The 22,665-nt window shown below is 68.7% G+C and carries 16 protein-coding genes; 14 read left to right on the top strand and 2 right to left on the bottom strand.

Features of this window, described 5'->3' with window-relative positions:
- Nucleotides 1–2: 2 nt before the first annotated feature.
- The 5 genes from wzt to ABQE93_RS05880 all read left to right on the top strand — a co-directional run bounded on the left by wzt (nt 3) and on the right by ABQE93_RS05880 (nt 4,547).
- On the top strand, nt 3–791 hold the full coding sequence (gene wzt / locus ABQE93_RS05900; RefSeq protein ID WP_448406330.1) for a galactan export ABC transporter ATP-binding subunit Wzt/RfbE: 789 nt from the start codon (nt 3–5) through the stop codon (nt 789–791).
- Nucleotides 791–1,690: a galactofuranosyltransferase GlfT1 gene (glfT1, locus tag ABQE93_RS05895; RefSeq protein ID WP_448406329.1), complete on the top strand. Its 900-nt coding sequence runs from the start codon at nt 791–793 to the stop codon at nt 1,688–1,690. The genes wzt and glfT1 overlap by 1 nt, the downstream gene beginning before the upstream one ends.
- Entirely contained in the window at nt 1,687–2,517 is an 831-nt protein-coding gene (gene wzm, locus ABQE93_RS05890) for a galactan export ABC transporter permease subunit Wzm/RfbD (RefSeq protein ID WP_448406328.1), read from the top strand. Before glfT1 ends, wzm begins: the two co-directional genes overlap by 4 nt.
- Nucleotides 2,518–2,691: 174 nt before the next feature.
- Nucleotides 2,692–4,122, top strand: a complete 1,431-nt coding sequence (gjpA, locus tag ABQE93_RS05885) for an outer membrane porin GjpA (RefSeq protein WP_448406327.1) — start codon at nt 2,692–2,694, stop codon at nt 4,120–4,122.
- Nucleotides 4,123–4,226: 104 nt separating this feature from the next.
- A complete protein-coding gene (locus tag ABQE93_RS05880) occupies nt 4,227–4,547 on the top strand; it encodes a TFIIB-type zinc ribbon-containing protein (protein WP_448406326.1) in 321 nt (106 codons plus the stop codon).
- Here the strand turns inward: ABQE93_RS05880 and ABQE93_RS05875 are convergent.
- A complete protein-coding gene (locus ABQE93_RS05875; RefSeq protein ID WP_448406325.1) occupies nt 4,544–5,275 on the bottom strand; it encodes a phosphotransferase family protein in 732 nt (243 codons plus the stop codon). The two genes, ABQE93_RS05880 and ABQE93_RS05875, sit on opposite strands and share 4 nt — an antisense overlap.
- 12 nt (nt 5,276–5,287) lie before the next feature.
- Nucleotides 5,288–5,746, bottom strand: a complete 459-nt coding sequence (locus tag ABQE93_RS05870; protein ID WP_448406324.1) for a carboxymuconolactone decarboxylase family protein — start codon at nt 5,744–5,746, stop codon at nt 5,288–5,290.
- A gap of 49 nt (nt 5,747–5,795) precedes the next feature.
- Here ABQE93_RS05870 and pdxR point away from each other — a divergent pair, with 49 nt between their 5' ends.
- The 9 genes from pdxR (at nt 5,796) to ABQE93_RS05825 (ending at nt 22,628) form a co-directional block, all read left to right on the top strand.
- Nucleotides 5,796–7,214, top strand: a complete 1,419-nt coding sequence (gene pdxR, locus ABQE93_RS05865; protein ID WP_448406323.1) for a MocR-like pyridoxine biosynthesis transcription factor PdxR — start codon at nt 5,796–5,798, stop codon at nt 7,212–7,214.
- 40 nt (nt 7,215–7,254) lie between these two features.
- Entirely contained in the window at nt 7,255–7,650 is a 396-nt protein-coding gene (locus ABQE93_RS05860; protein WP_448406544.1) for a GtrA family protein, read from the top strand.
- A gap of 106 nt (nt 7,651–7,756) precedes the next feature.
- On the top strand, nt 7,757–9,118 hold the full coding sequence (locus ABQE93_RS05855; protein WP_448406322.1) for a decaprenylphosphoryl-beta-D-ribose oxidase: 1,362 nt from the start codon (nt 7,757–7,759) through the stop codon (nt 9,116–9,118).
- 13 nt (nt 9,119–9,131) lie between these two features.
- The gene (locus ABQE93_RS05850) at nt 9,132–9,914 is read left to right on the top strand and encodes a decaprenylphospho-beta-D-erythro-pentofuranosid-2-ulose 2-reductase (RefSeq protein WP_448406321.1); all 783 of its coding nucleotides are present in this window, start codon (nt 9,132–9,134) and stop codon (nt 9,912–9,914) included.
- On the top strand, nt 9,914–11,827 hold the full coding sequence (locus ABQE93_RS05845; protein ID WP_448406320.1) for a galactan 5-O-arabinofuranosyltransferase: 1,914 nt from the start codon (nt 9,914–9,916) through the stop codon (nt 11,825–11,827). The genes ABQE93_RS05850 and ABQE93_RS05845 overlap by 1 nt, the downstream gene beginning before the upstream one ends.
- Entirely contained in the window at nt 11,824–15,048 is a 3,225-nt protein-coding gene (locus ABQE93_RS05840) for an arabinosyltransferase domain-containing protein (RefSeq protein WP_448406319.1), read from the top strand. The genes ABQE93_RS05845 and ABQE93_RS05840 overlap by 4 nt, the downstream gene beginning before the upstream one ends.
- Nucleotides 15,049–15,072: 24 nt before the next feature.
- A complete protein-coding gene (locus ABQE93_RS05835; RefSeq protein ID WP_448406318.1) occupies nt 15,073–18,405 on the top strand; it encodes an arabinosyltransferase domain-containing protein in 3,333 nt (1,110 codons plus the stop codon).
- Between the two features lie 8 nt (nt 18,406–18,413).
- Nucleotides 18,414–21,626 (top strand): arabinosyltransferase domain-containing protein, encoded by a 3,213-nt coding sequence (locus ABQE93_RS05830; protein WP_448406317.1) that lies wholly within the window; start codon nt 18,414–18,416, stop codon nt 21,624–21,626.
- 93 nt (nt 21,627–21,719) lie between these two features.
- Complete coding sequence (locus ABQE93_RS05825) at nt 21,720–22,628, top strand: MBL fold metallo-hydrolase (RefSeq protein ID WP_448406316.1); 909 nt, start codon at nt 21,720–21,722, stop codon at nt 22,626–22,628.
- Nucleotides 22,629–22,665: the final 37 nt, after the last annotated feature.

Genomic DNA, 22,665 nt, shown 5'->3' with positions numbered 1-22,665 from the left:
TATTGGTCCCGCGTATCGAGACCCGCAATGCGTGGGTGGAGTTCCCGATCTTCGACGCCAAGTCGCGGTCGCTGAAGAAGGCGTTTCTCGGCAAGGCCGGCGGCGCGATCGGCCGCAACGAGTCCAACGTCGTCGTCATCGAAGCACTGCGCGACATCACCATGTCGCTGGAACTGGGTGACCGCGTCGGGCTGGTGGGGCACAACGGCGCGGGCAAGTCGACGCTGCTGCGGCTGCTGTCGGGGATCTACGAACCCACCCGCGGTGTCGCGACGGTGACCGGGCGGGTGGCGCCGGTGTTCGACCTCGGCGTCGGGATGGACCCCGAGATCTCGGGTTTCGAGAACATCATCATCCGCGGGTTGTTCCTCGGGCAGACCCGCAAGCAGATGCTGGCCAAAATCGACGAGATCGCCGAGTTCACCGAGTTGGGTGACTACCTGTCGATGCCGTTGCGGACGTATTCCACCGGTATGCGCGTGCGGCTGGCGATGGGTGTGGTGACCAGCATCGACCCCGAGATCCTGCTGCTCGACGAGGGCATCGGCGCGGTGGATGCCGAGTTCCTGAAGAAGGCGCAGACGCGGTTGTCGGCGCTGGTGGAGCGTTCGGGCATCCTGGTGTTCGCCAGCCACTCCAACGACTTTCTGGCGCGGCTGTGCAAGACGGCGATGTGGATCGACCACGGCACGATCAAGATGACGGGCGGCATCGAGGACGTCGTCCGCGCCTACGAGGGTGAGGACGCCGCCCGGCACGTGCGCGAAGTGCTCGACGAAGCGCGCCAGTGATGACCGGCACGGTCTGCGCCGTAGTGGTCACCCATCGTCGCGTCGAGGAGCTGACCAAGTCGCTGGAGGCGGTCACGGCACAGACGCGCGCCCCCGACCACCTGATCGTCGTCGACAACGACAACGACCCGCGGGTGGCCGAGCTGGTGGCGGGTCAGCCGGTGCCGACGAGCTATCTCGGTTCACGTCGAAACCTCGGTGGCGCAGGTGGTTTCGCGTTGGGGATGCTGCACGCGTTGGCGCTGGGCGCGGACTGGGTGTGGTTGGCCGACGACGACGGGCGGCCCGCCGACTCCGAGGTGCTGGGCACCCTGGTGGCATGCGCGGAGAAGCACGGGCTGGCGGAGGTGTCGCCGATGGTGTGCGACCTCGATGACCCGGGCCGGCTCGCGTTCCCGTTACGCCGCGGGGTGGCGTGGCGCCGACGGGCCGAGGAGTTGCGCACCGAGGCCGGGCAGGACCTGCTGCCGGGGATCGCCTCGCTGTTCAACGGTGCGTTGTTCGCGGCGGCGACGCTGGAGGCCACCGGGGTCCCGGATCTGCGGTTGTTTGTGCGCGGCGACGAAACCGAACTGCACCGCAGGCTGGTGCGATCCGGCCTGCCGTTCGGGACGTGTTTGAGCGCGGTGTACCTGCACCCGCAGGGCGGCGACGAGTTCAAGCCGATCCTGGGCGGGCGGATGCACACGCAGTACCCGGACGACGCGCGCAAACGTTTCTATACCTACCGCAACCGTGGTTACCTGTTGTCGCAGCCGGGGCTTCGCCGGTTGCTGCCGCAGGAGTGGGCGCGGTTCGGCTGGTATTTCCTGGTGTCGCGGCGCGATCCCGCCGGGCTGTGGGAGTGGATCCGGTTGCGGCGCTTGGGCCGTAAGGAAAGGTTCGGGCCAGCATCGTGACGTTCACCGACGCCGCCTCACAGTCGAAGACGTTCGCCCGCGCATGGGGCGATTTGGTCGCCGGGTTCGGCAAGCATGAGCTGTGGCTGCACCTGGGCTGGCAGGACATCAAACAGCGCTACCGCCGCTCGGTGCTCGGGCCGTTCTGGATCACGATCGCCACGGGCGCGACCGCGGTGGCGATGGGCCTGCTGTACTCGAAGTTGTTCAAACTCGAGCTGTCCGAACATCTTCCGTACGTCACGCTCGGGCTGATCATCTGGAACATGATCAACGCGTCGATCCTCGAGGGCGCCGAGGTGTTCATCGCCAACGAAGGCCTGATCAAACAGCTGCCGACCCCGCTGTCGGTGCACGTGTACCGCCTGGTGTGGCGCCAGATGATCCTGTTCGGGCACAACATGATCATTTTCGTGATCATCGCGATCATCTTTCCCAAATCGTGGTCGTGGACCGTGCTGGCCGTCATACCGGCGATGGGCCTGATCGTGCTGAACTGCGTGTGGGTGTCGCTGTGCTTCGGCATCCTGGCCACCCGCTACCGCGACATCAGCCCGCTGTTGGTCAGCCTGGTGCAGCTGCTGTTCTTCATGACGCCGATCATCTGGAACGAGTCGACCCTGCAGCAGCAGGACGCTGCCGAATACCTCCGGATCGTCGAGCTCAACCCGCTGCTGCACTACCTCGACATCGTGCGCGCCCCGCTGCTCGGCGCCGACCAAGAGCTCCACCACTGGGTCGTGGTGATCGCGTTGACCGTGATCGGTTGGATCATGGCCGCTTTCGCGATGCGCCAGTACCGCGGCCGCGTCGCGTACTGGGTCTAGCAACGGTTTCCGGCGGGGCGCGGGCGCCCGGACACGCCACTGTGCGAAGGACCGCCGGTTGAGTTTGGCGAACCACCAAGAAGTTTTGAATTTATTTGGCGATTTTGAATACAAGTCACCTTACTGGCGAGTAGGTTCGGTGCGTCAATTACCGACACGACCAGAAGGAGCCTAGTGCCCGTCAAGCTTCGTCCGTATACCAGCGCTGGCTTAGCGCTGGTCAGCGCCACTGCCATCGCGATGACACCGGTGGTCGCGGCGCCGTCTCTGCCCGACGTCAAAGTGGCCAACCCTGCGGTGGAGCTGTCCGCCGCCATCAACCCGATCGCGCCGTGGCTGGAGGTCTGGGAGCACTCCGAGACCAACCTCGCAAACCTCGCGAACACCTGGTTGGAAGCCCCGGCGCCGGTGCTTCAGCAGATCATCGCCAACCAGCTCGGCTACCTTCAGCAGCTGCCCGACTTCCCCGTGATCCTCGAGGAAATGGTGGGCAATCTGCGGGCCGCGATCCAGGCGCCGTTCGCAACCGATACGAGCACGCTGGAGAACACGACCCCGCTGATGAATCACCGGTCGCTGTTCACCATCCTCAGCGAACTCGCCGCCGAGGGCGTGGGTCCGATACCGGCCGAGCTCATGCCATTGGTCAACTTTTCGACCACCTTCACCAGCGGCATGCTGCTCGGGCTGGTCGGTCCGGTGATCAGCCCGGTATTGGCGTTGGTAGCGAGCGCGGGCGCGATCGTCGAGAACCTCACCGGCGAGACGCCGGATCTCGAAGCGGCGTTCAACACGCTGATCAACACCCCGGCCGCGATGGTCGACGCCTTCCTCAACGGCGGCCAGACGCTCGATCTCACCCCGGTCCTGGATGCACTGGGGATTAGCCTGGATCCGGCGCCGGGGACCGAGGTGCAGACAGTGGGCATCACCTTCGGCGGCCTGCTCAGCCCGGGCGGTTCGATTTTCAACGCCCTCGACTTCGGCATCGTGATCGGCGGCAGGGTCAATGTCCCGGTTGCCGGACAGGGGCCGGGCTTCATCGGATCCCTGATCGGTCTGACCCAGACGATCGCCAAGGCGATCGGCTGGGATGGCGAGGGCAATCCGTTGGCTCCGGCGCCGAGTGAGCCAGCACCGGAGACCGCGGACGCCAACGATCCCGGCCAGGTGCCTGCATCGGTTCTGGCTTCACAGACGGTCACGCTGCCGACGGCGCAGGACAAGGCGCTCGACGGCGTCGCGGCCGAGGTCGAGACCGCTTCTCTGAGCGAGGAACCCACCGGATCCGCGGCGGTGACCGAGCAGGCAGACGCCACCGAAGAAGAGGTCACCGAAGAAGAGGTCACCGAGGAGGAGGTCACCGAGGACGAGCTGGAGACCGACCTGCTGGAGCAGGACGACGAGGAGCCCGCGGGCAACCAGCACGGGGTGGTTCGCACCAACGGTCCCGACAACCAGACCGCAGACGTCGACCCATCTGCGGATGACTCGGGTACCTCCGACCAGGGCAGTGATTCGGAGTCCGAGACCGACGGCGACAACGACGACGCCGATACGAGCGCCTCGGAGTCTTCGGAGTCGAGTTCCGACAGCAGCGAGTGATCCTGCCGTCGTAGTTCGGTAGCCCTAGAAAAGCGATCGGTCCCCGTCTGCGTGGGCGGGGACCGATCGCGGAACCCAACCGCTGACGCAGGCGTTGTCGAACAATGAGCATTCCGCCCTACGAACCGCCGAAGCCCCCGCCGTCAGCCGGCGGCGCCACCACCTTGCTGTGTCCCAAGTGCGCCGGCGTCATGAAGACCTACGACCGCAACGGCATCCACCTCGAACAGTGCGACACCTGCCGCGGCATCTTCCTCGACTTCGGTGAGCTCGAGGCGCTCACCGAGATGGAGAACCGGTTCGTGCAGGCCCCGCCGCCGCCTCCACCGCCGCAGCACGGTTATGGCTACGGCCCGGGCTGGGGTCACCGCGGCAACAAGTACTACCGCAAGCAGGGCTTCGGCAGGCTGTTCTTCTCCAGCTAGGGCATCCGCGCGCAGGCGTCGCGAAGCAGTTCGTCGTCGGGGTGATACGCCGCCGCGCAGATGACGGCGGCGCGGGCGAACGGTTCGAGCACCGGCCACGGATCACCGTCGGGCACCGCGGGTCCGCCCGCCCCGCGGTAGGCCTTGAGGAACGCCGTCCAGTCGTCGTCAGGAATCTGTCCAGCCGCCCAGAACCCGGCCGGCCGGGCCAGATCCCAGGCCGGGTCGCCCACGCCCAGATCGTCGACGTCGATGAGCACCCAGCCTGCGGGTTGCCGGCCGAGCTGGCCGAGATGCCAGTCGCCGTGCACCAGCGCCGCCGGCCGACCGGGCGACCCCGCGCGCCAGACCGCGTCGGGCAGCCCGGCCGCGGCGCGCCGGACCGTGACGTCGGCGGTGCTACGCAGCATCCGGCGCAGCCGCTGCGGCCAGCCGTGCGGCGGCAGACGTCGAGGCACCTCTTCGCGATGCAGCTGCGCCAGCAGTCGGCCCGCCTGCGCCCACGGCAGGCAGTCCGGTTCGGGCGCAACGGTTTCCACGCGCGGCCATCGGGTGCGCCAGCGAGTCCCGGCCGGTTCGGGCCCGGCGCTCAGCGGTGAGAGCAGCGACGCCGATCGTGCGGCCGCGCCCAGCCGCGCGCTCAACGCCCGCGGGTCCGTGCCCGGCCGGTGCAGCTTCTCGACGACGTCGCCGTCGATGACGATCTGCGCGCCGGACCGGGTCTGCACACCTCGACCGTATTACCGCTTGGGCACCGGCAGCCGGGTGGTGACACCGATCCGGTTCCACGCGTTGATGGTCAGCGCCATCGCGATCACCTGGCCCAGTTCACGTTCGGAGAAGGCCGCCGCCGCCCTGGCGTACACCGCGTCGGAGACGTGCCTGTGGGTGAGGTCGGTGATCTCCTCGGTCAACGCGAGCGCAGCCTGCTCCTGCTCGGTGTAGACGCCCTCGGCCTCTTCCCACGCAGGCAGCAGGGTGAGCTTCTGCTCGGCGATGCCGCGCTTGCGCGCATCGGCGGTGTGCATGTCGAGGCAGAACGCGCAGTGGTTCATCTGCGACGCGCGGATCTTGATCAGCTCAGCCAGGTCCGGGTCGAGGTCCTTGGTCGCGGCGTTGTTGAGCAGGATCATCGCCTCGTACACCTCGGGCGACACTTGGTTCATGTTGAGACGACGGACTTTCTCGATGGTGGTCATACCGCTGACGCTAGTCCGCAAACTCCCATCGACATGGTTCAATTCATCGGTGGATTCGTGGGCCAATGCTGGGACGCGGGATCTGCATCTCGACCTCGCGGAGGCCATCACGCCCGGGGTGCGCGGTGCGCGCGAAAGGCTGCTCACGGCGCTGCGCGACGCCGTACGCACGGGTCGGCTGGCACCCGGCACGATGCTGCCGCCGTCGCGCAGCCTGGCCGTAGACCTCGGATTGGCCCGCAACACCGTCGCCGAGGCCTATGCCGAACTGGTCGCCGAAGGGTGGCTGGCCTCCCGCCAGGGCGCGGGCACCTGGGTGGTGAACGCGGCGGCCACGGAGGCGTCGGTGCGGCCCCGGGGTGTGCGGGTGGTGCCGAAGCACAACCTGATGCCCGGCTCACCCGACGTCGCGGAGTTCCCGCGCAACGAATGGGTCGCCTCGACGCGTCGGGCGCTGAGCCGCGCACCCACCGAGGCGCTGCGCATGGGCGATCCGCGCGGACGACACGAGCTACGCGAAGCGCTGGCGGAGTACCTGGTACGGGTGCGCGGCGTGCGTACCTCGCCGGAGTCGATCCTGATCTGCGCGGGTGTGCGCCACGGCGTGGAGGTGCTCGCCCGGATGTTCCACGGGCAGCGCCCGGTCGCCGTAGAAGCCTACGGGCTGTTCATCTTTCGCGATGTGATCGCGTCGATGAGGATGGCGACGACGCCGATCGGCGTCGATGAGCACGGCGCGGTGGTGGCCGACCTCGACACGCTCGACGTGCCCGCCGTGCTGCTCACCCCGGCGCACCACAGCCCGTTCGGCATGCCGCTGCATCCCGCGCGGCGCACCGCGGTCGTCGACTGGGCCCAACGCACCGACGGCTACGTGCTCGACGACGACTACGACGGTGAACTGCGCTACGACCGCCAGCCGGTGGGCGCGCTCCAGGCGTTGTCCCCGGACCGGGTGGTGTATCTGGGTTCGGCGAGCAAGAGCCTCTCGCCTGCGCTGCGGCTGGGCTGGATGGCGTTGCCTGCCGACCTTGTCGAGCCGGCCATCGCCGCCGCGGGCGGTTCACAGTTCTACGTGGACGCGATCTCGCAGCTGACGATGGCCGACTTCATCGCAAACGGCGGGTACGACAAGCACATCCGGCGCATGCGGTTGCGCTACCGGCGCCGCCGCGACGCGCTTGTCGAGGCGCTGCAGCCGTTTTCGCTCACGGTCAGCGGGCTGAACGCGGGGCTGAACCTGCTGCTGACCCTGCCCGACGGCACCGAACCGGAGGTGCTGCGCCGCGCCGGCGACGCGGGTATCGCGCTGGAGGGGTTGTCGATCATGCGGCACCCGCAGGCGGGTGCGGAGGTGGCCCGGCCCGACGGCGTGATCGTCGGGTTCGGCACGCCCGCCGAACACGCCTTCCCCTCCGCCGTACATGCGCTGTGCGACGTGCTCGAGTCGAGCGGGCTGCGGCGCTGAGGGCCCCGAGCCGTAAGCTGCTGCGGTGGCCGAGCCCCCGATGCAGCCGAACCTGACCCTGGGCACCCAGGTATGGCGGTTCATCGTCACCGGTGGTTTCTCGGCGGTCGTCGACTTCGGCCTTTACGTCGCGCTGTTGGCGGCCGGCCTGCACGTGAACGTCGCCAAGACCATCGGTTTCATCGCAGGCACCACCACGGCCTACCTGATCAACCGGCGCTGGACCTTTCAGGCGCCGCCGAGCACGGCGCGCTTTCTCGCGGTGTGTGCGCTCTACGCGGTGACCTACTGCGCGCAGGTCGGCATCAACTACCTGTTGTATCTGGCGTGGGAGGACAAGCCGTGGCGGGTGCCGGTCGCGTTCGTCATCGCCCAGGGCACCGCGACGGTGATCAACTTCGTGGTGCAGCGCGCGGTGATCTTCCGGCTGCGCTGACCCGGCGATCGAAACTGCGTACAGATCGCGAATTCACGTGTTTTCGCGATCTGTGCGCGGTCTCGGTGTCAGAAGGGTGCGCGGACCGCACGGTACCCTCGTCACGATGTTCGAGACCACCACGCAACGGCTGACCGGCTGGGGGCGCACCGCCCCGTCGGTGGCCCAGGTGTTGTCGACGCCGGATGTCGAGGTCATCGCGCAGGCCGTAGCGAAGACGGGTCAGCGCGGGGTCATCGCGCGCGGGCTCGGCCGCTCCTACGGCGACAACGCCCAGAACGGCGGCGGCCTGGTGATCGACATGACCGCGTTGAACCGGATCCACTCAATCGTCGCCGAAACCCGCGTGGTCGACGCGGATGCGGGCGTGAGCCTGGACACGTTGATGAAGGCGGCGTTGCCGTTCGGGCTGTGGGTGCCGGTGCTGCCGGGCACCCGGCAGGTCACCGTCGGCGGCGCGATCGCCTGCGACATCCACGGCAAGAACCATCACAGCGCCGGAAGTTTCGGCAACCACGTCCGCTCGATCGACCTGCTGACCGCCGACGGCGAGATCCGCCGGCTGACGCCCGACGGGCCCGAAAGCGAACTGTTCTGGGCGACCGTCGGCGGCAACGGGCTGACCGGCATCATCCTGCGCGCCACGATCGAGATGACGCCGACCGAAACCGCGTACTTCATCGCCGACGGCGACGTCACCGCGGACCTCGATGAGACGATCGCGTTCCACAGCGACGGCAGCGAAGACAACTACACCTACTCCAGCGCCTGGTTCGACGCGATCAGCGCACCACCCAAGCTCGGCCGCGCCGCGATATCGCGCGGTTCGCTGGCCCGGATCGACCAGCTGCCGGCCAAACTGCAGCGCGAACCGCTGAAATTCGATGCGCCCCAACTGCTCAGCCTGCCCGACGTCTTTCCCAACGGGCTGGCCAACAAGTACACGTTCGGCCCGATCGGGGAGCTGTGGTACCGCAAGTCGGGCACCTACCGCGGCAAGATCCAGAACCTGACGCAGTTCTATCACCCGCTGGACATGTTCGGTGAGTGGAACCGGGCATACGGGCCGGCGGGTTTCACCCAGTACCAGTTCGTGGTGCCCACCGAGGCGGTCGAGGAGTTCAAAGCGATCATCGTCGATATCCAGCGGTCGGGCCACTACTCGTTCCTCAACGTGTTCAAGCTGTTCGGCCCCGGAAACCAAGCGCCGCTGAGCTTTCCGATCCCCGGCTGGAACGTCTGCGTCGACTTTCCGATCAAGGCCGGGTTGAACGAGTTCCTCACCGACCTCGACCGGCGGGTGCTGGAGTTCGGCGGCAGGCTCTACACCGCCAAGGACGCCCGCACCACCGCCGAGACATTTCACGCCATGTACCCGCGAATCGACGAGTGGATCGCCATGCGCCGCAAGGTCGATCCCAATGCGGTGTTCGCGTCCGACATGGCCCGACGTTTGGAGCTGCTGTAAATGGTGCGCGCACATGGTTCTTGATGCCGTGGGTAACCCCCAGACCATCCTGCTGCTGGGCGGCACGTCCGAAATCGGGCTGGCCATCTGCGAGCGCTACCTGCGCAACGCGCCCGCGCGCGTCATCCTGGCCGAGGTGCCCGGCCACCCGGGCCGCGACGCCGCCGTCGCGCAACTCGAGGCCGCGGGCGCCAAATCCGTCGAGGTGCTCGACTTCGACGGGCTCGACACCGCGAGCCACCCGACCGTCATCGACGCCGCGTTCAGCCACGGCGATGTCGACGTCGCCATCGTGGCCTTCGGCCTGCTCGGGGACGCCGAAGAGCTGTGGCAGAACCAGCGCAAAGCCGTGCAGATCGCCGGAATCAACTACACCGCAGCAGTTTCCGTCGGTGTGCTGCTCGGCGAGAAGATGCGCGCGCAGGGTTTCGGGCGCATCATCGCGATGAGCTCGGCGGCCGGTGAACGGGTGCGGCGGTCCAACTTCGTGTACGGCTCCACCAAGGCCGGGCTCGACGGGTTCTACCTCGGGCTCGGTGAGGCGTTGCGCGAGTACGGGGTTTCGGTGCTGGTCATCCGGCCCGGCCAGGTGCGCACCCGCACCACCATCGAGCACTGGAAGGCCACCGGCACCAAGGAAGCGCCGTTCACCGTCGACAAGGAAGACGTCGCCGAACTGGCGGTCACCGCATCGGCCAAAGGCAAGGAACTGGTATGGGCACCGGGGGTGTTCAGGTACGTGATGATGGTGTTGCGGCACATCCCGCGCCCCATCTTCCGCAAGCTCCCCATCTGATGCGCAGCGCACTGGCCACTCCGACCAAGGTCGTCGGCCAGCTGGCGGCCGGCGCGGCCGTGGCGGTCGTCGTCGCGGTCATCTCGCTGATCGCGATATCGCGGGTGGACTGGCCGGCCTACAACTCGTCCAACCAGCTGCACGCGCTGACCACCGTCGGCCAAGTCGGTTGTCTGGCAGGGCTGTTGGCGTCGGGATGGGCGTGGCGGCGCGGCAGGCGGCTGCTCGCGTGGGGCGGCGCGACGGCGTTCTTGTCCGCGTTCTCGGTCGTGACGCTGGCGATGCCGCTGGGTGCCACCAAGCTTTACCTGCACGGCATCTCGGTCGACCAGCAGTTCCGCACCGAGTACCTGACCCGGCTCACCGACACCGCCGCCCTGCACGACATGACCTACTACGGCCTGCCGCCGTTCTACCCGCCGGGCTGGTTCTGGATCGGCGGCCGGCTCGCCGACCTGACCGGCACCCCGGGCTGGGAGATGTTCAAACCGTGGGCCATCATCTCCATCACGATCGCGATCACCGCGTCGTTCGTGTTGTGGGCGGCGATGATTCGCTTCGAGTACGCGCTGATCGTCGCGACCGCCACCGCGGCGGCGACCCTCGCCTACGCGCCGGCCGAACCCTACGCCGCCATCATCACCGCGCTGCTGCCGCCGGTGTTCGTGCTGGCCTGGTCGGGACTGCGGGGCGCGAACCGAAACGGAGGCTGGGCCGCGATCATCGGGGTTGGCCTCTTCCTCGGCTTCACCGCGCTGTTCTACACGCTGCTGTTCGCCTATGCGGCGTTCACGCTGACGCTGATGGCGCTGGTAGTGACAGTGGCGCGCTGGAGCCGCTCCGGCGGCGACATTAAGCCGAGCCGCGTCGAACCGCTGCTGCGGCTGCTCGCGATCGCGGCGCTCTCCGGTGCCCTCGCGCTGATCGGCTGGGGACCGTGGCTGGCCGCCGCGATCCAGGGCGAGCCCGCCGATTCGGGCACCGCGCAGCACTACCTGCCGTCGGTGGGGGCCGAACTCGAATTCCCGATGCTGCACTTCACGCTGCTCGGCGCGCTGTGCATGCTGGGCACGCTGTGGCTGGTGTGGCGCGCAAGCACGTCGACCCGCGCCGGCGCGCTGGCGTTCGCGGTGGTGGCGGTCTACGCATGGTCGCTGCTGTCGATGCTGACCACGCTGGCCGGCACGACGCTGCTGTCGTTCCGGCTCAACCCGACGCTGACCGTGCTGTTCGCCGCCGCGGGGGCGTTCGGCTTCATCGAAGCCACGCGCGCGATCGCGGCGCGCTACCGCCCGGAAATGAGTAGGCGCGTCGTCGCCGCGGCCGCCACCGTCGGCGCCATCGGGGCCGTGACCTACAGCCAGGACATCCCCGACGTGCTGCGCGCCGATATCGCGGTGGCCTACACCGATACCGACGGCTACGGCGCGCGCGCCGACCGCCGCCCGCCCGGCTCGGAGCGCTACTACCGCGAGATCGACGAAAAGATCCGCGAGGTGACGGGGCTGCCGCGCAACGAGACCGTGGTGATGACCGCCGACTACAGCTTCCTGTCGTACTACCCCTACTACGGGTTCCAGGGGCTGACGTCGCACTACGCCAACCCGCTCGCACAGTTCGAGAAGCGCGCCGAGGCCATCGAGAGCTGGGCCACGCTCACCGACGCCGACCAGTTCATCGAGACCCTCGACGGGCTGCCGTGGAAGCCACCGAACGTGTTTCTGATGCGGCGCGGCGCCGATGACACCTACACGCTGCGGCTGGCCTCCGACGTCTACCCCAACCAGCCCAACGTGCGTCGCTACCACGTCGCGCTCGACGAAGCCCTGTTCGATGACCCCCGCTTCGACGTCTCCGAGATCGGACCGTTCGTGCTGGCCATCCGCCTGCCCAATTACGATCAAACCCCGTGACTGGCCAAGTCGGGGCGAACCATCGGACTGCGCGGCTGATCGCCGTCGTGGCCGGGTTGCTCGGCGCGGCGCTGGCGATCGCCACCCCGCTGCTGCCGGTCAAGCAGACCACCGCCGAGCTGAACTGGCCCCAGGACGGGGTGCTGCAGAGCGTCAACGCGCCGCTGATCGGCTACGTCGCCACAGAGCTGACCATCACGATCCCGTGCCGGGTGGCCGCCGGGCTGGCCGGAGCCGCCAACGCCGACCGCACCGTGCTGTTGTCCACCGTGCCCAAGCAGGCGCCCAAGGCCGTCGACCGCGGTCTGCTCATCGAGCGGGTCAACAACGACCTGCTCGTCATCGTGCGCAACACCCCGGTGGTCAGCGCCCCGCTGGACCAGGTGCTCAGCCCGCAGTGCCAGTCCCTGACGTTCACCGCGCACGCCGACAAGGTCACCGGGGAGTTCGTCGGCCTGGTGAAGGGACCCGATAGCGACGATCCCGGCGCGCCGCTGAGCGGCGAACGCAGCGGCTACGACTTCCGCCCCCAGATCGTCGGCGTGTTCACCGACCTGTCGGGGCCCGCGCCGCCCGGCCTGGAGTTCTCGGCCACCATCGACACCCGCTACAGCAGTTCCCCGACCCTGCTGAAACTGCTCGCGATGATCCTCGGCGTCGCGTTGACGGTCATCGCGCTGGGCGCCCTGCACGTGCTCGACACCGCCGACGGCCGCAAGGTCAAACGGTTCCTGCCGCCACGCTGGTGGTCGTTCGGCCCGCTCGACGGGGTGGTCACCGCGGTGCTGGTGTGGTGGCACTTCGTCGGCGCCAACACCGCCGACGACGGCTACATCCTGACCATGGCCCGGGTGTCGGAGCACGCCGGCTACATGGCCAACTACTACCGGTGGTTCGGCACCCCGGAGGCGCCGTTCGGCTGGTACTACGACCTGCTGGCGCTGTGGTCGAACGTCAGCACCCACAGCGTGTGGATGCGGCTGCCCACGCTGCTGATGGCGCTGGCCTGCTGGTGGCTGATCAGCCGCGAGGTGATCCCGCGCCTCGGCCACGCGGTCAAGACCAGCCGCGCCGCGGCGTGGACGGCCGCCGGGCTGTTCCTGGCGTTCTGGCTGCCGCTGAACAACGGGCTGCGGCCCGAACCGATCATCGCGCTCGGCATCCTGCTCACCTGGTGCTCGGTCGAACGCGGGGTGGCCACCAGCCGGCTGCTGCCGGTGGCGGTCGCCATCATCATCGGCGCGCTGACGCTGTTCTCCGGCCCGACGGGTATCGCCGCGGTCGGCGCGCTGCTTGTCGCCGTCGGCCCGCTGAAAACGATTGTGGCCGCCCATACTTCGCGGTTCGGCTACCTGGCGCTGCTGGCGCCGATCCTGGCGGCGGCCACCGTGACGATCATCTTGATCTTCCGCGATCAGACGCTGATCGGGGAGCTGCAGGCCAGCGCGTTCAAATCCTCGGTCGGCCCCAGCCTGTCGTGGTTCGACGAGCACATCCGCTATTCGCGGCTGTTCACCACCAGCCCCGACGGCTCGGTGGCGCGCCGGTTCGCTGTGCTCACACTGCTGCTGGCGCTGGCCGTCTCGGTGGCGATGGCGCTGCGCAAGTTCCGGATCCCCGGCACCGCGCTGGGCCCGAGCCGGCGCATCGTGGGCATCACGATCATCTCGTTTCTGGCGCTGATGTTCACCCCGACCAAGTGGACCCACCACTTCGGGGTGTTCGCCGGGCTGGCCGGCTCGCTGGGCGCCCTGGCGGCCGTCGCCGTCGGCGCCGCCGCGATGCAGTCGCGACGCAACCGGTCGATGTTCACCGCGGCCGTGCTGTTCGTCACCGCGCTGTCGTTCGCCACGGTCAACGGGTGGTGGTACGTCTCCAACTTCGGTGTGCCGTGGTCCAACGAGTTCCCGGAGTGGAAGTTCGGCTTCACCACGATGCTGCTGGGCCTGTCGGTCGTCGCCCTGCTGGTGGCGGCCTGGTTCCACTTCTCCGGACGCGATTCATCCCCGCCCGGTGAACCGCGGCGCTGGCAACGAGTGGCCCAGGCGCCGTTGGCGATCGCGACGTGGGGGCTGGTGGTGTTCGAGGTGCTGTCACTGACGCTGGGCATGACCGGCCAGTACCCGGCGTGGAGCGTCGGACGGTCCAACCTCGAAGCGCTGACCGGCAAGACCTGCGGGCTGGCCGAGGACGTGCTCGTCGAGCAGGACGCCAACGCCGGCATGCTCACCCCGGTGAACACCCCCGTCGGCGAAGCCCTGAGCGCGGACACGTCGGAGGGGTTCAGCCCCAACGGGGTTCCGTCCGACCTGTCCGCCGACGAAGTGATGGGCGGTCCCGGCACCGCAACGAACTTCGCCGACACCCCCGAAGGCGACGACACCGCAGGCGAGTCCGGCACCGAGGGCGGCACCACCGCCGCGGCGGGCATCAACGGGTCACGCGCGCGCCTGCCGTTCGACCTGGACCCCGCCACCACCCCGGTGATGGGCAGCTGGCGCAGCGGCACCCAGCAGCCGGCGTCACTGCGCTCGGCGTGGTACGCGCTGCCGGCCAACTGGAACCAGGGCGACGACGCCGGCCCGCTGCTCGCGGTGGCCGCGGCCGGGCGCTTCGATTCCGGTGAGGTCGAAGTGCAGTGGGCCACCGACGACGATCCGGCCGACGAGGCTTCAGGCACCGTCGCGCTCGGCGACGTCGGCGCGTCCCCGGCGTGGCGCAACCTGCGGGTCCCGCTGGACGCGATCCCCGGCGACGCCACCCGGGTGCGGTTGGTCGCCACCGACGACGACCTCAACCCCGAGCACTGGATCGCGATCACCCCGCCGCGCATCCCCGAACTGCGCACCCTGCAGGACGTCGTCGGCTCCGAAGACCCGGTGCTACTGGACTGGCTGGTCGGCATGGCCTTCCCGTGCCAGCGTCCGTTCGATCACCGACACGGCGTCATCGAGGTGCCCAAGTGGCGGATCATGCCCGACCGGTTCGGCGCCGAGGCCAACTCACCGGTGATGGACAACCTCGGCGGCGGCCCGCTCGGCATCACCGAGCTGCTGGTGCGCGCCACCACGGTGCCGTCGTATCTGTCCGAGGACTGGTACCGCGACTGGGGCGCCCTGCAGCAGCTGACCCCGTACTACCCGGACGCCGAGCCCGCGCGGATCGATCTCGGTTCGGCGACGCGTAGCGGGCTGTGGAGCCCGGCGCCGCTGCGCCATTAGTTTCGTCGCCTACCATCGACCCTCGTGCCCGACGACCCGACTCATCGCATCGCGCGGCTGATCGCGGCCGTCGCGGGCCTCGCGGGAGTGTTGCTGTGCGCGCTGGCGCCGCTGCTTCCGGTCACCCAGAGCACCGCCACGATCCTCTGGCCGCAGGCTTCCGGAGCCGCTCCGGCGGCGACATCAGACACCGACGACGACGGATTCGTCACCGACATCACCGCCCCGCTGGTGTCGGGTGCGCCGCTCGCCCTCGACGTCTCCATCCCCTGTCAGGCCGTGGCCACCCTGCCCGCCGGCGGCGGGCTGGTCCTCTCCACGATCCCGCCCGCCGGCATCGACGCCAGCCGCAACGGGCTGTTCGTCCGGGCCACGGCCGACGTCGTCGTGGTTGCGGTGCGCGACTCCGTCGCCGCGGTCGCGCCCCGGCCCGCGGTGGAGTCGGGAGCGTGCAGCACGCTGCACATCTGGGCCAACCCCGGCGAGGTCGGCGCCGACTTCCTGGGCATCCCCGGCGCGGCAGGCACCCTGGCCCCGGATAAGAAACCGCAGGTCGCCGGGGTGTTCACCGAGATGGAGGTGGCCGCTCAGCCCGGAGCCGCGGCGGCGGCGACATCAGGCTCAAGCCTCTCGGCGCGTATCGACGTCGACACCCGGTTCATCAGCTCACCGACGCCGCTCAAGCTGGCCGTGATGACGCTCGGGGTCATCTGCGTGATCGCGGCGATCGTGGCGCTGGCGGTGCTGGACCGCACCTCGGGACGACGGGTGCCGCGCGGCTGGCGGCGGTTCTGGCGCGTCGGGGGGTGGCACTGGCTGGCCGACATCGGCGTGGTCGGCACGCTGCTGCTGTGGCATCTGATCGGGGCGATCTCCTCCGACGACGGCTATAACCTCACCATCGCCCGGGTGTCCGACGAGGCCGGCTACACCGCGAACTACTTCCGCTACTTCGGCGCGACCGAGGCGCCGTTCGACTGGTACCAATCCGTGTTGGCGCAACTGGCCACGGTCAGCACCGCCGGGGTGTGGATGCGGCTGCCCGCGACCCTGGCGGCGGTGGGCACCTGGCTGCTGATCAGCCGCTGCGTGCTGGCCCGGCTGGGTCCCGGCGCGGCGGGTCTGGCCGGCAACCGGGTCGCGGTGTGGACGGCCGGCGCGGTGTTTCTGGCCGCGTGGCTGCCGTTCAACAACGGGCTGCGCCCCGAACCGCTGATCGCGTTCGGCACGATCGCCGCCTGGATGCTCGTCGAGAACGCGATCGGCACCCGGCGGCTGTGGCCCGCGGCGGCGGCCGTCGTCGTGGCGGTGTTCTCGGTGACGCTGGCGCCGCAGGGCCTCATCGCGCTGGCACCGCTGCTGGTCGGCGCCCGCGCGATCGTGCGCACCATCCGGGTGCGGCGCCCGGTCGACGGGGTGTGGGCCCCGCTGGCCGCGCTGGCCGCGTCGGCGGCCCTGATCTTCGTCGTCGTCTTCCGCGATCAGACGCTGGCCACGGTCGCCGAGTCCGCCCGCATCAAGTACAAGGTCGGCCCCACCATCGCGTGGTATCAGGACTTCCTGCGTTACTACTTCCTCACCGTGGAGGACAGCGTCGACTCGTCGCTGACCCGTCGCTTCGCCGTGCTGGTGATGCTGCTGTGCCTGTTCGGCATGCTCGCAGTGCTGCTGCGGCGCAGCAGCGTGCCGGGGATGGCCCGGGGCCCGGTGTGGCGGTTGATCGGCGCGACGGCGGTCGGGCTGCTGCTGCTGACGTTCACGCCGACGAAATGGGCGGTGCAGTTCGGGGTGTTCGCGGGCCTGGCGGGTGCACTCGGTGCGGTGACCGCGTTCGCGTTCGCGCGGGTCGGCCTGCACAGCCGACGCAACCTGGCGTTGTATGTCACCGCGCTGCTGTTCGTATTGGCTTGGGCCACATCGGGTATCAACGGCTGGTTCTACGTCGGCAACTACGGGGTGCCGTGGTTCGACAAACAGCCGGTGCTGGCCGGTGTCCCGGTGATGACGATCTTTTTGGTGCTGGCGATCGCGACCGGTCTGCTCGCCGCGTGGCTGCACTACCGCATCGACTACGCCGGGCACACCGAAGTCGCCGACACCCGCCGCAACCGGGTGCTGGCCTCCACGCCGCTGCTGGTGGTGGCGGTCATCATGGTGGTGCTCGAGGTCGGGTCGATGGCCAAAGGTGCCGTGCAGCGCTACCCGGTCTACACCACCGCCAAGGCGAACCTCGCGGCGCTCACTTCCGGTCTTTCGGACACCAGTTGCGCGATGGCCGACGATGTGCTGGTCGAGCGGGACACCAACGAGGGTCTGCTGCAACCGGTTCCGGGTCAGCGCTTCGGCGAATACGGTCCGCTCGGCGGCGAGGATCCCGTCGGATTCCATCCCAACGGGATCAGCGACACCCTCGAACCGGCGGAGCCGGTCACCGCGAACCCCGGCCTGGTGAACTCCGACGGCTCGCCCAACGAGCCCAACGTCGGCGTCGGCTACGCCGCGGGCACCGGCGGTGGCTACGGACCCGAAGGTATCAACGGCTCAAGGGTGTTCCTGCCGTTCGGGCTGGACCCGGCCCGCACCCCGGTGATGGGCAGCTACGACGAGAATGACGTCGCGGCCGAGGTCACCTCGGCGTGGTATCAGTTGCCGCCCCGCACCCCGGACCGGCCGCTGGTGACCGTCGCCGCCGCGGGCGCCATCTGGTACTACGAGGAGGACGGCTCGTTCAACTACGGACAGTCGCTGAAGCTGCAGTGGGGCGTGCACCATCCCGACGGCAGCTACCAGGCGCTGGGCGAGGTGCAGCCCATCGACATCTTCCCCCAAAAGGCTTGGCGCAACCTGAGATTCCCGCTGTCGTGGGCGCCGCCGGAGGCCAACGTGGCACGCATCGTCGCCGATGACCCGAACCTGTCGGAGGATCAGTGGTTCGGGTTCACCCCGCCGCGGGTGCCGGTGCTCGAGACCGCCCAGGAGTTCCTCGGCTCGCAGACCCCGGTGTTGATGGACATCGCCACGGCAGCGAACTTTCCGTGTCAGCGCCCGGCGTCGCAGCACCTGGGCATCGCCGAACTACCGGAGTACCGCATCCTGCCCAACTTCAAGCAGGTGGTGTCCTCGTCGAACATGTGGCAGTCCGCCCAGGACGGCGGGCCGTTCCTGTATATCCAGGCGCTGCTGCGCACCTCGACGATCCCGACGTATCTGCGCGGTGACTGGTACCGCGACTGGGGTTCGATCGAACGCTACGACCGGGTGGTGCCCGCCTCGCAGGCACCGACGGCCGCCGTGGAAGAGGGCACCCGACGCGTCTTCGGGTGGACGCGCAACGGACCGATCAGGGCGCTTCCATGAACGCGATCATGACCGAGTCCACCGCGAGCCGTGACGTGCGGATCGCGCGCTGGGTGGCGATCGTCGCCGGTCTGCTGGGCTTCGTCCTGTCGGTCGCGACGCCGCTGTTGCCGGTGGTGCAGACGACCGCGACGCTGAACTGGCCCCAGCACGGTGAGGTCAATGACGTGACCGCACCGCTGATCTCGTTGACCCCGGTGTCGATGACCGCGACGGTGCCGTGCGATGTGGTCCGCTCGCTGCCGCCGTCGGGCGGCATGGTGTTCGGCACCGCACCCGGCGACGGTAAGCAGGCCGCCTTGCAGTCGCTGTTCGTCGACGTGTCCGCCGAGCGGGTCGACATCACCGACCGCAACGTGGTGGTGGCCAGCGTGCCGCGCGCACAGGTGGTTGGCGGCGGAACGTCGCCAGGATGTTCCAGCATCGACATCACGTCATCAGAAGAGGGCACGTACGCGACGTTCGTCGGGCTGACCGACACCGACGGCTCCGAACTGCGCAGCGGGTTCGCCGACCCCAACCTGCGCCCCCAGATCGTCGGCATCTTCACCGAGCTGACCGGACCCGCACCGCCAGGCCTATCGGTGTCGGCCACCATCGACACCCGGTTCTCGTCGAAGCCAACACCTTTGAAGCTGACCGCGATGGTGCTGGCGATTCTCAGCACCGTGCTCGCGCTGCTGGCACTGTGGCGATTGGACCGCATGGACGGGCGGCGCATGCACCGGCTGATCCCGGGGCGCTGGCGCACGTTCACCGCCACCGACGCCACCGTCGTCGGCGGGTTCGCGCTGTGGCATGTCATCGGGGCCAACTCGTCGGACGACGGCTACATCCTCGGCATGGCCCGCGTCGCCGGGCACGCCGGATACATGTCGAACTACTTCCGGTGGTTCGGCAGCCCCGAAGATCCGTTCGGCTGGTACTACAACCTGCTGGCGATGATGACCAGCGTCAGCGACGCCAGCATCTGGATCCGGTTGCCGGACCTGGTGTGCGGAATCATCTGCTGGCTCTTGCTGTCTCGTGAAGTGCTGCCCCGGCTGGGCCCAGCGGTCGCGGCCAGTAAGCCCGCGCTGTGGGCGGCCGGTCTGGTGCTGCTGGCGGCGTGGATGCCGTTCAACAACGGCCTGCGCCCGGAGGGGCAGATCGCCACCGGCGCGCTGATCACCTACGTGCTGATCGAGCGGGCCATCGTCTCGGGTCGGCTGACACCTGCCGCGTTGGCGACGCTGACCGCGGCGTTCACGCTCGGCATCCAGCCGACCGGGCTGATCGCGGTCGCCGCACTGCTCGCCGGCGGCCGACCGATCCTGCGAATCCTGGTGCGGCGACGCCGTTTTGTCGGCACCTGGCCGCTGGTGGCGCCGATCCTGGCCGCGGGCACCGTCATCCTGGCGTTCGTCTTCTTCGACCAGACGTTCGCGACCGTGCTCGAGGCGACCAGGATCCGCACGGACGTCGGCCCGAACCAGGAGTGGTACACCGAGAACCTGCGCTACTACTACCTGATCCTGCCGACGGTCGACGGGTCGCTGTCGCGGCGGTTCGGGTTCCTGATCACCGCGCTGTGCCTGTTCGCGTCGATGTTCATCATGATGCGGCGCAAGCGGATTCCCGGGGTGGCGCGGGGTCCGGCGTGGCGGTTGATGGGTGTCATCTTCGGCACCATCTTCTTCCTGATGTTCACCCCGACCAAGTGGGTGCACCACTTCGGGCTGTTCGCCGCGGTCGGCGCGGCGATGGCGGCGCTGGCGACGGTGCTGGTGTCGCCGGCGGTGCTGCGCTGGTCGCGCAACCGGATGGCGTTTCTGGCTGCGGTGTTCTTCCTGCTGGCGTTGTGCTTCGCGACCACCAACGGTTGGTGGTACGTGTCGAGTTTCGGGGTGCCGTTCAACAACGACATGCCCGAGATCGGCGGTGTCACCGTCAGCGCCATCTTTTTCGTGCTGTTCGCGATCACCGCCCTTTACGCCTTGTGGCTGCACTTCGGGTCCCGTGACCGCGGTGAAGGCCGGATCGTGCGGGCGCTGACCGCCGCGCCCATCCCCGTCACCGCCGGGTTCATGGTGGTGGTGTTCGTCGGTTCGATGCTGGTGGGCGCGATCCGCCAGTACCCGACCTACTCCAACGCGTGGGCGAACCTGCGCGCCTTCGCCGGTGGCTGCGGGCTGGCCGACGACGTGCTGGTCGAACCCGATCCCAACGAGGGCTTTTTGACCCCCCTGCCGGGTGACTACGGCCCGCTGGGACCGCTGGGCGGTGTCGACCCGGTCGGCTTCACACCCGACGGGGTACCGGAAAAGATTGTCGCCGAAGCGATCCGGATGAACCTGCCGATGCCCGGTACGGACTACGACTGGGACCGGCCGACCGAACTCGACACCCCGGGCATCAACGGGTCGACGGTGCCGCTGCCGTACCAGCTCGACCCGGCGCGGGTACCGCTGGCCGGTAGTTACGCCACCGGGCCGCAACAGGAAAGCCTGTTGACGTCGGCGTGGTACGCGCTGCCACCGCCCGACGACGCGCACCCGCTGGTCGTCGTCACCGCCGCGGGCACGATCACCGGCGACAGCGTCTTCAACGGGCGCACCGAGGGCCAGACCGTCGAACTCGAGTACGCCCTGCCCGGCCCGGACGGCACGCCCGTGCCCGCTGGCCGAATGGTGCCCTACGACCTCGGGCCCATCCCGTCATGGCGCAATCTGCGGTTCCCCCGCTCCGAGATTCCGGCCGATGCGGTCGCGATACGCGTTGTGGCCGACGATGATTCGTTGACGCGCGGCGACTGGGTGGCGGTCACCCCGCCGCGGGTGCCGGAACTGCGGTCGGTTCAGGAGTACGTCGGCTCCGATGAGCCGGTGCTGATGGACTGGGCGGTTGGCCTGGCGTTCCCGTGTCAACAGCCGATGTTGCACGCCAACGGCGTCACCGAGATCCCCCGGTTCCGGATCACGCCGGACTACAACGCCAAGCGTAAAGACACCGACACCTGGCAGGACGGTCTGAGCGGCGGGCTGCTGGGCATTACCGATCTGCTGCTGCGCGCGCATGTGATGGCCACTTACCTGTCGCAGGACTGGGGCCGAGACTGGGGTTCGCTGCGCAAGTTCGAGCCCACCCCGCAGGCGCGCGAGGCACAGCCCGCCGAACTCGAGTTCGGCACCACCACCCACAGCGGGCTGTACTCCCCCGGCCACATCCGCATCAAGCCGTGACCCTCCGTTTGGCGGCGAGCGTGCGTGTTTGAGGCCGACACGCCGTGGTTTCGCCGAAGTTTTCGCACGCTCACCGTGATCTAGCCTGGGGCCGTGGATCGGCTGAAGCTCGGCGAGGCGACGCTCACCCGCGTCGTCGAGTGGCAGGTCGACGACCTTCCCACCGCGGTGTTTCCGCACACGCCGCCACAGGCATGGCGGGAGCATGCCGACGAGTTCTCGCCGACGTTCTGGACCGACGACGGCTGGCGCATCGCCTTGCAGGTATGGGTGATCCAGGTCGATGGGCTGACGGTGCTGATCGACACCGGAGCGGGCAACGGCAAGTTCCGTCCGCGGATGGCCGTGCTGGACAACCTGCAAACCGACTTTCTGCGAAGGCTTTCCGACGCCGGCTTCGCTCCCGCCGACGTCGACGTCGTCGTCAACACCCATCTGCACTTCGATCACGTCGGCTGGAACACCTTGCGTGACGGCGACGCGTGGGTGCCGACCTTCTCCAACGCCCGTTACCTGATGCCGGAGGCCGACTACCGGCATTTCGCGCCCGACGGGCCCGCGCAGACGTCGACACCGCGCACCGACGACGCAGCGGAGACGCAGCGCCATGTCCGAACTGTGTTCGAAGACAGTGTCTTACCGGTCGCCGACCAGATCGAGTTGTGGTCGGGCGACTACCAACTGAGCGAGTCGCAGTGGCTGCGCCCGGCGCCGGGGCACACCCCGGGATCGTCGGTGATGTGGCTGGACGCGGGTAGACCGGCCGTGTTCGTCGGCGACCTGACGCATTGCCCGATCCAGATCGCGCGTCCCGGGGACCCGTGTGGTTGGGATGAAGACTTCCAAGCGGCGGTGGTGACGCGTCGCCGGATCCTGACCGAGGCGTCCCGGCGTCGAGCGGCGGTCGTTCCCGCGCACTACCCGGGTCACGGCGGTGCGACGGTCGTCGCGCGCGGGGATGCGTTTCTGGTCGACGACTGGCTCGGCCTGCCGCCGATCTGAGCGCGCGGGGCGCACGGGAATTCTGCAAAACAACTGA

Source organism: Mycolicibacterium sp. XJ662 (assembly GCF_053484035.1).
This window is presented reverse-complemented; position numbering and strand designations above follow the sequence as displayed.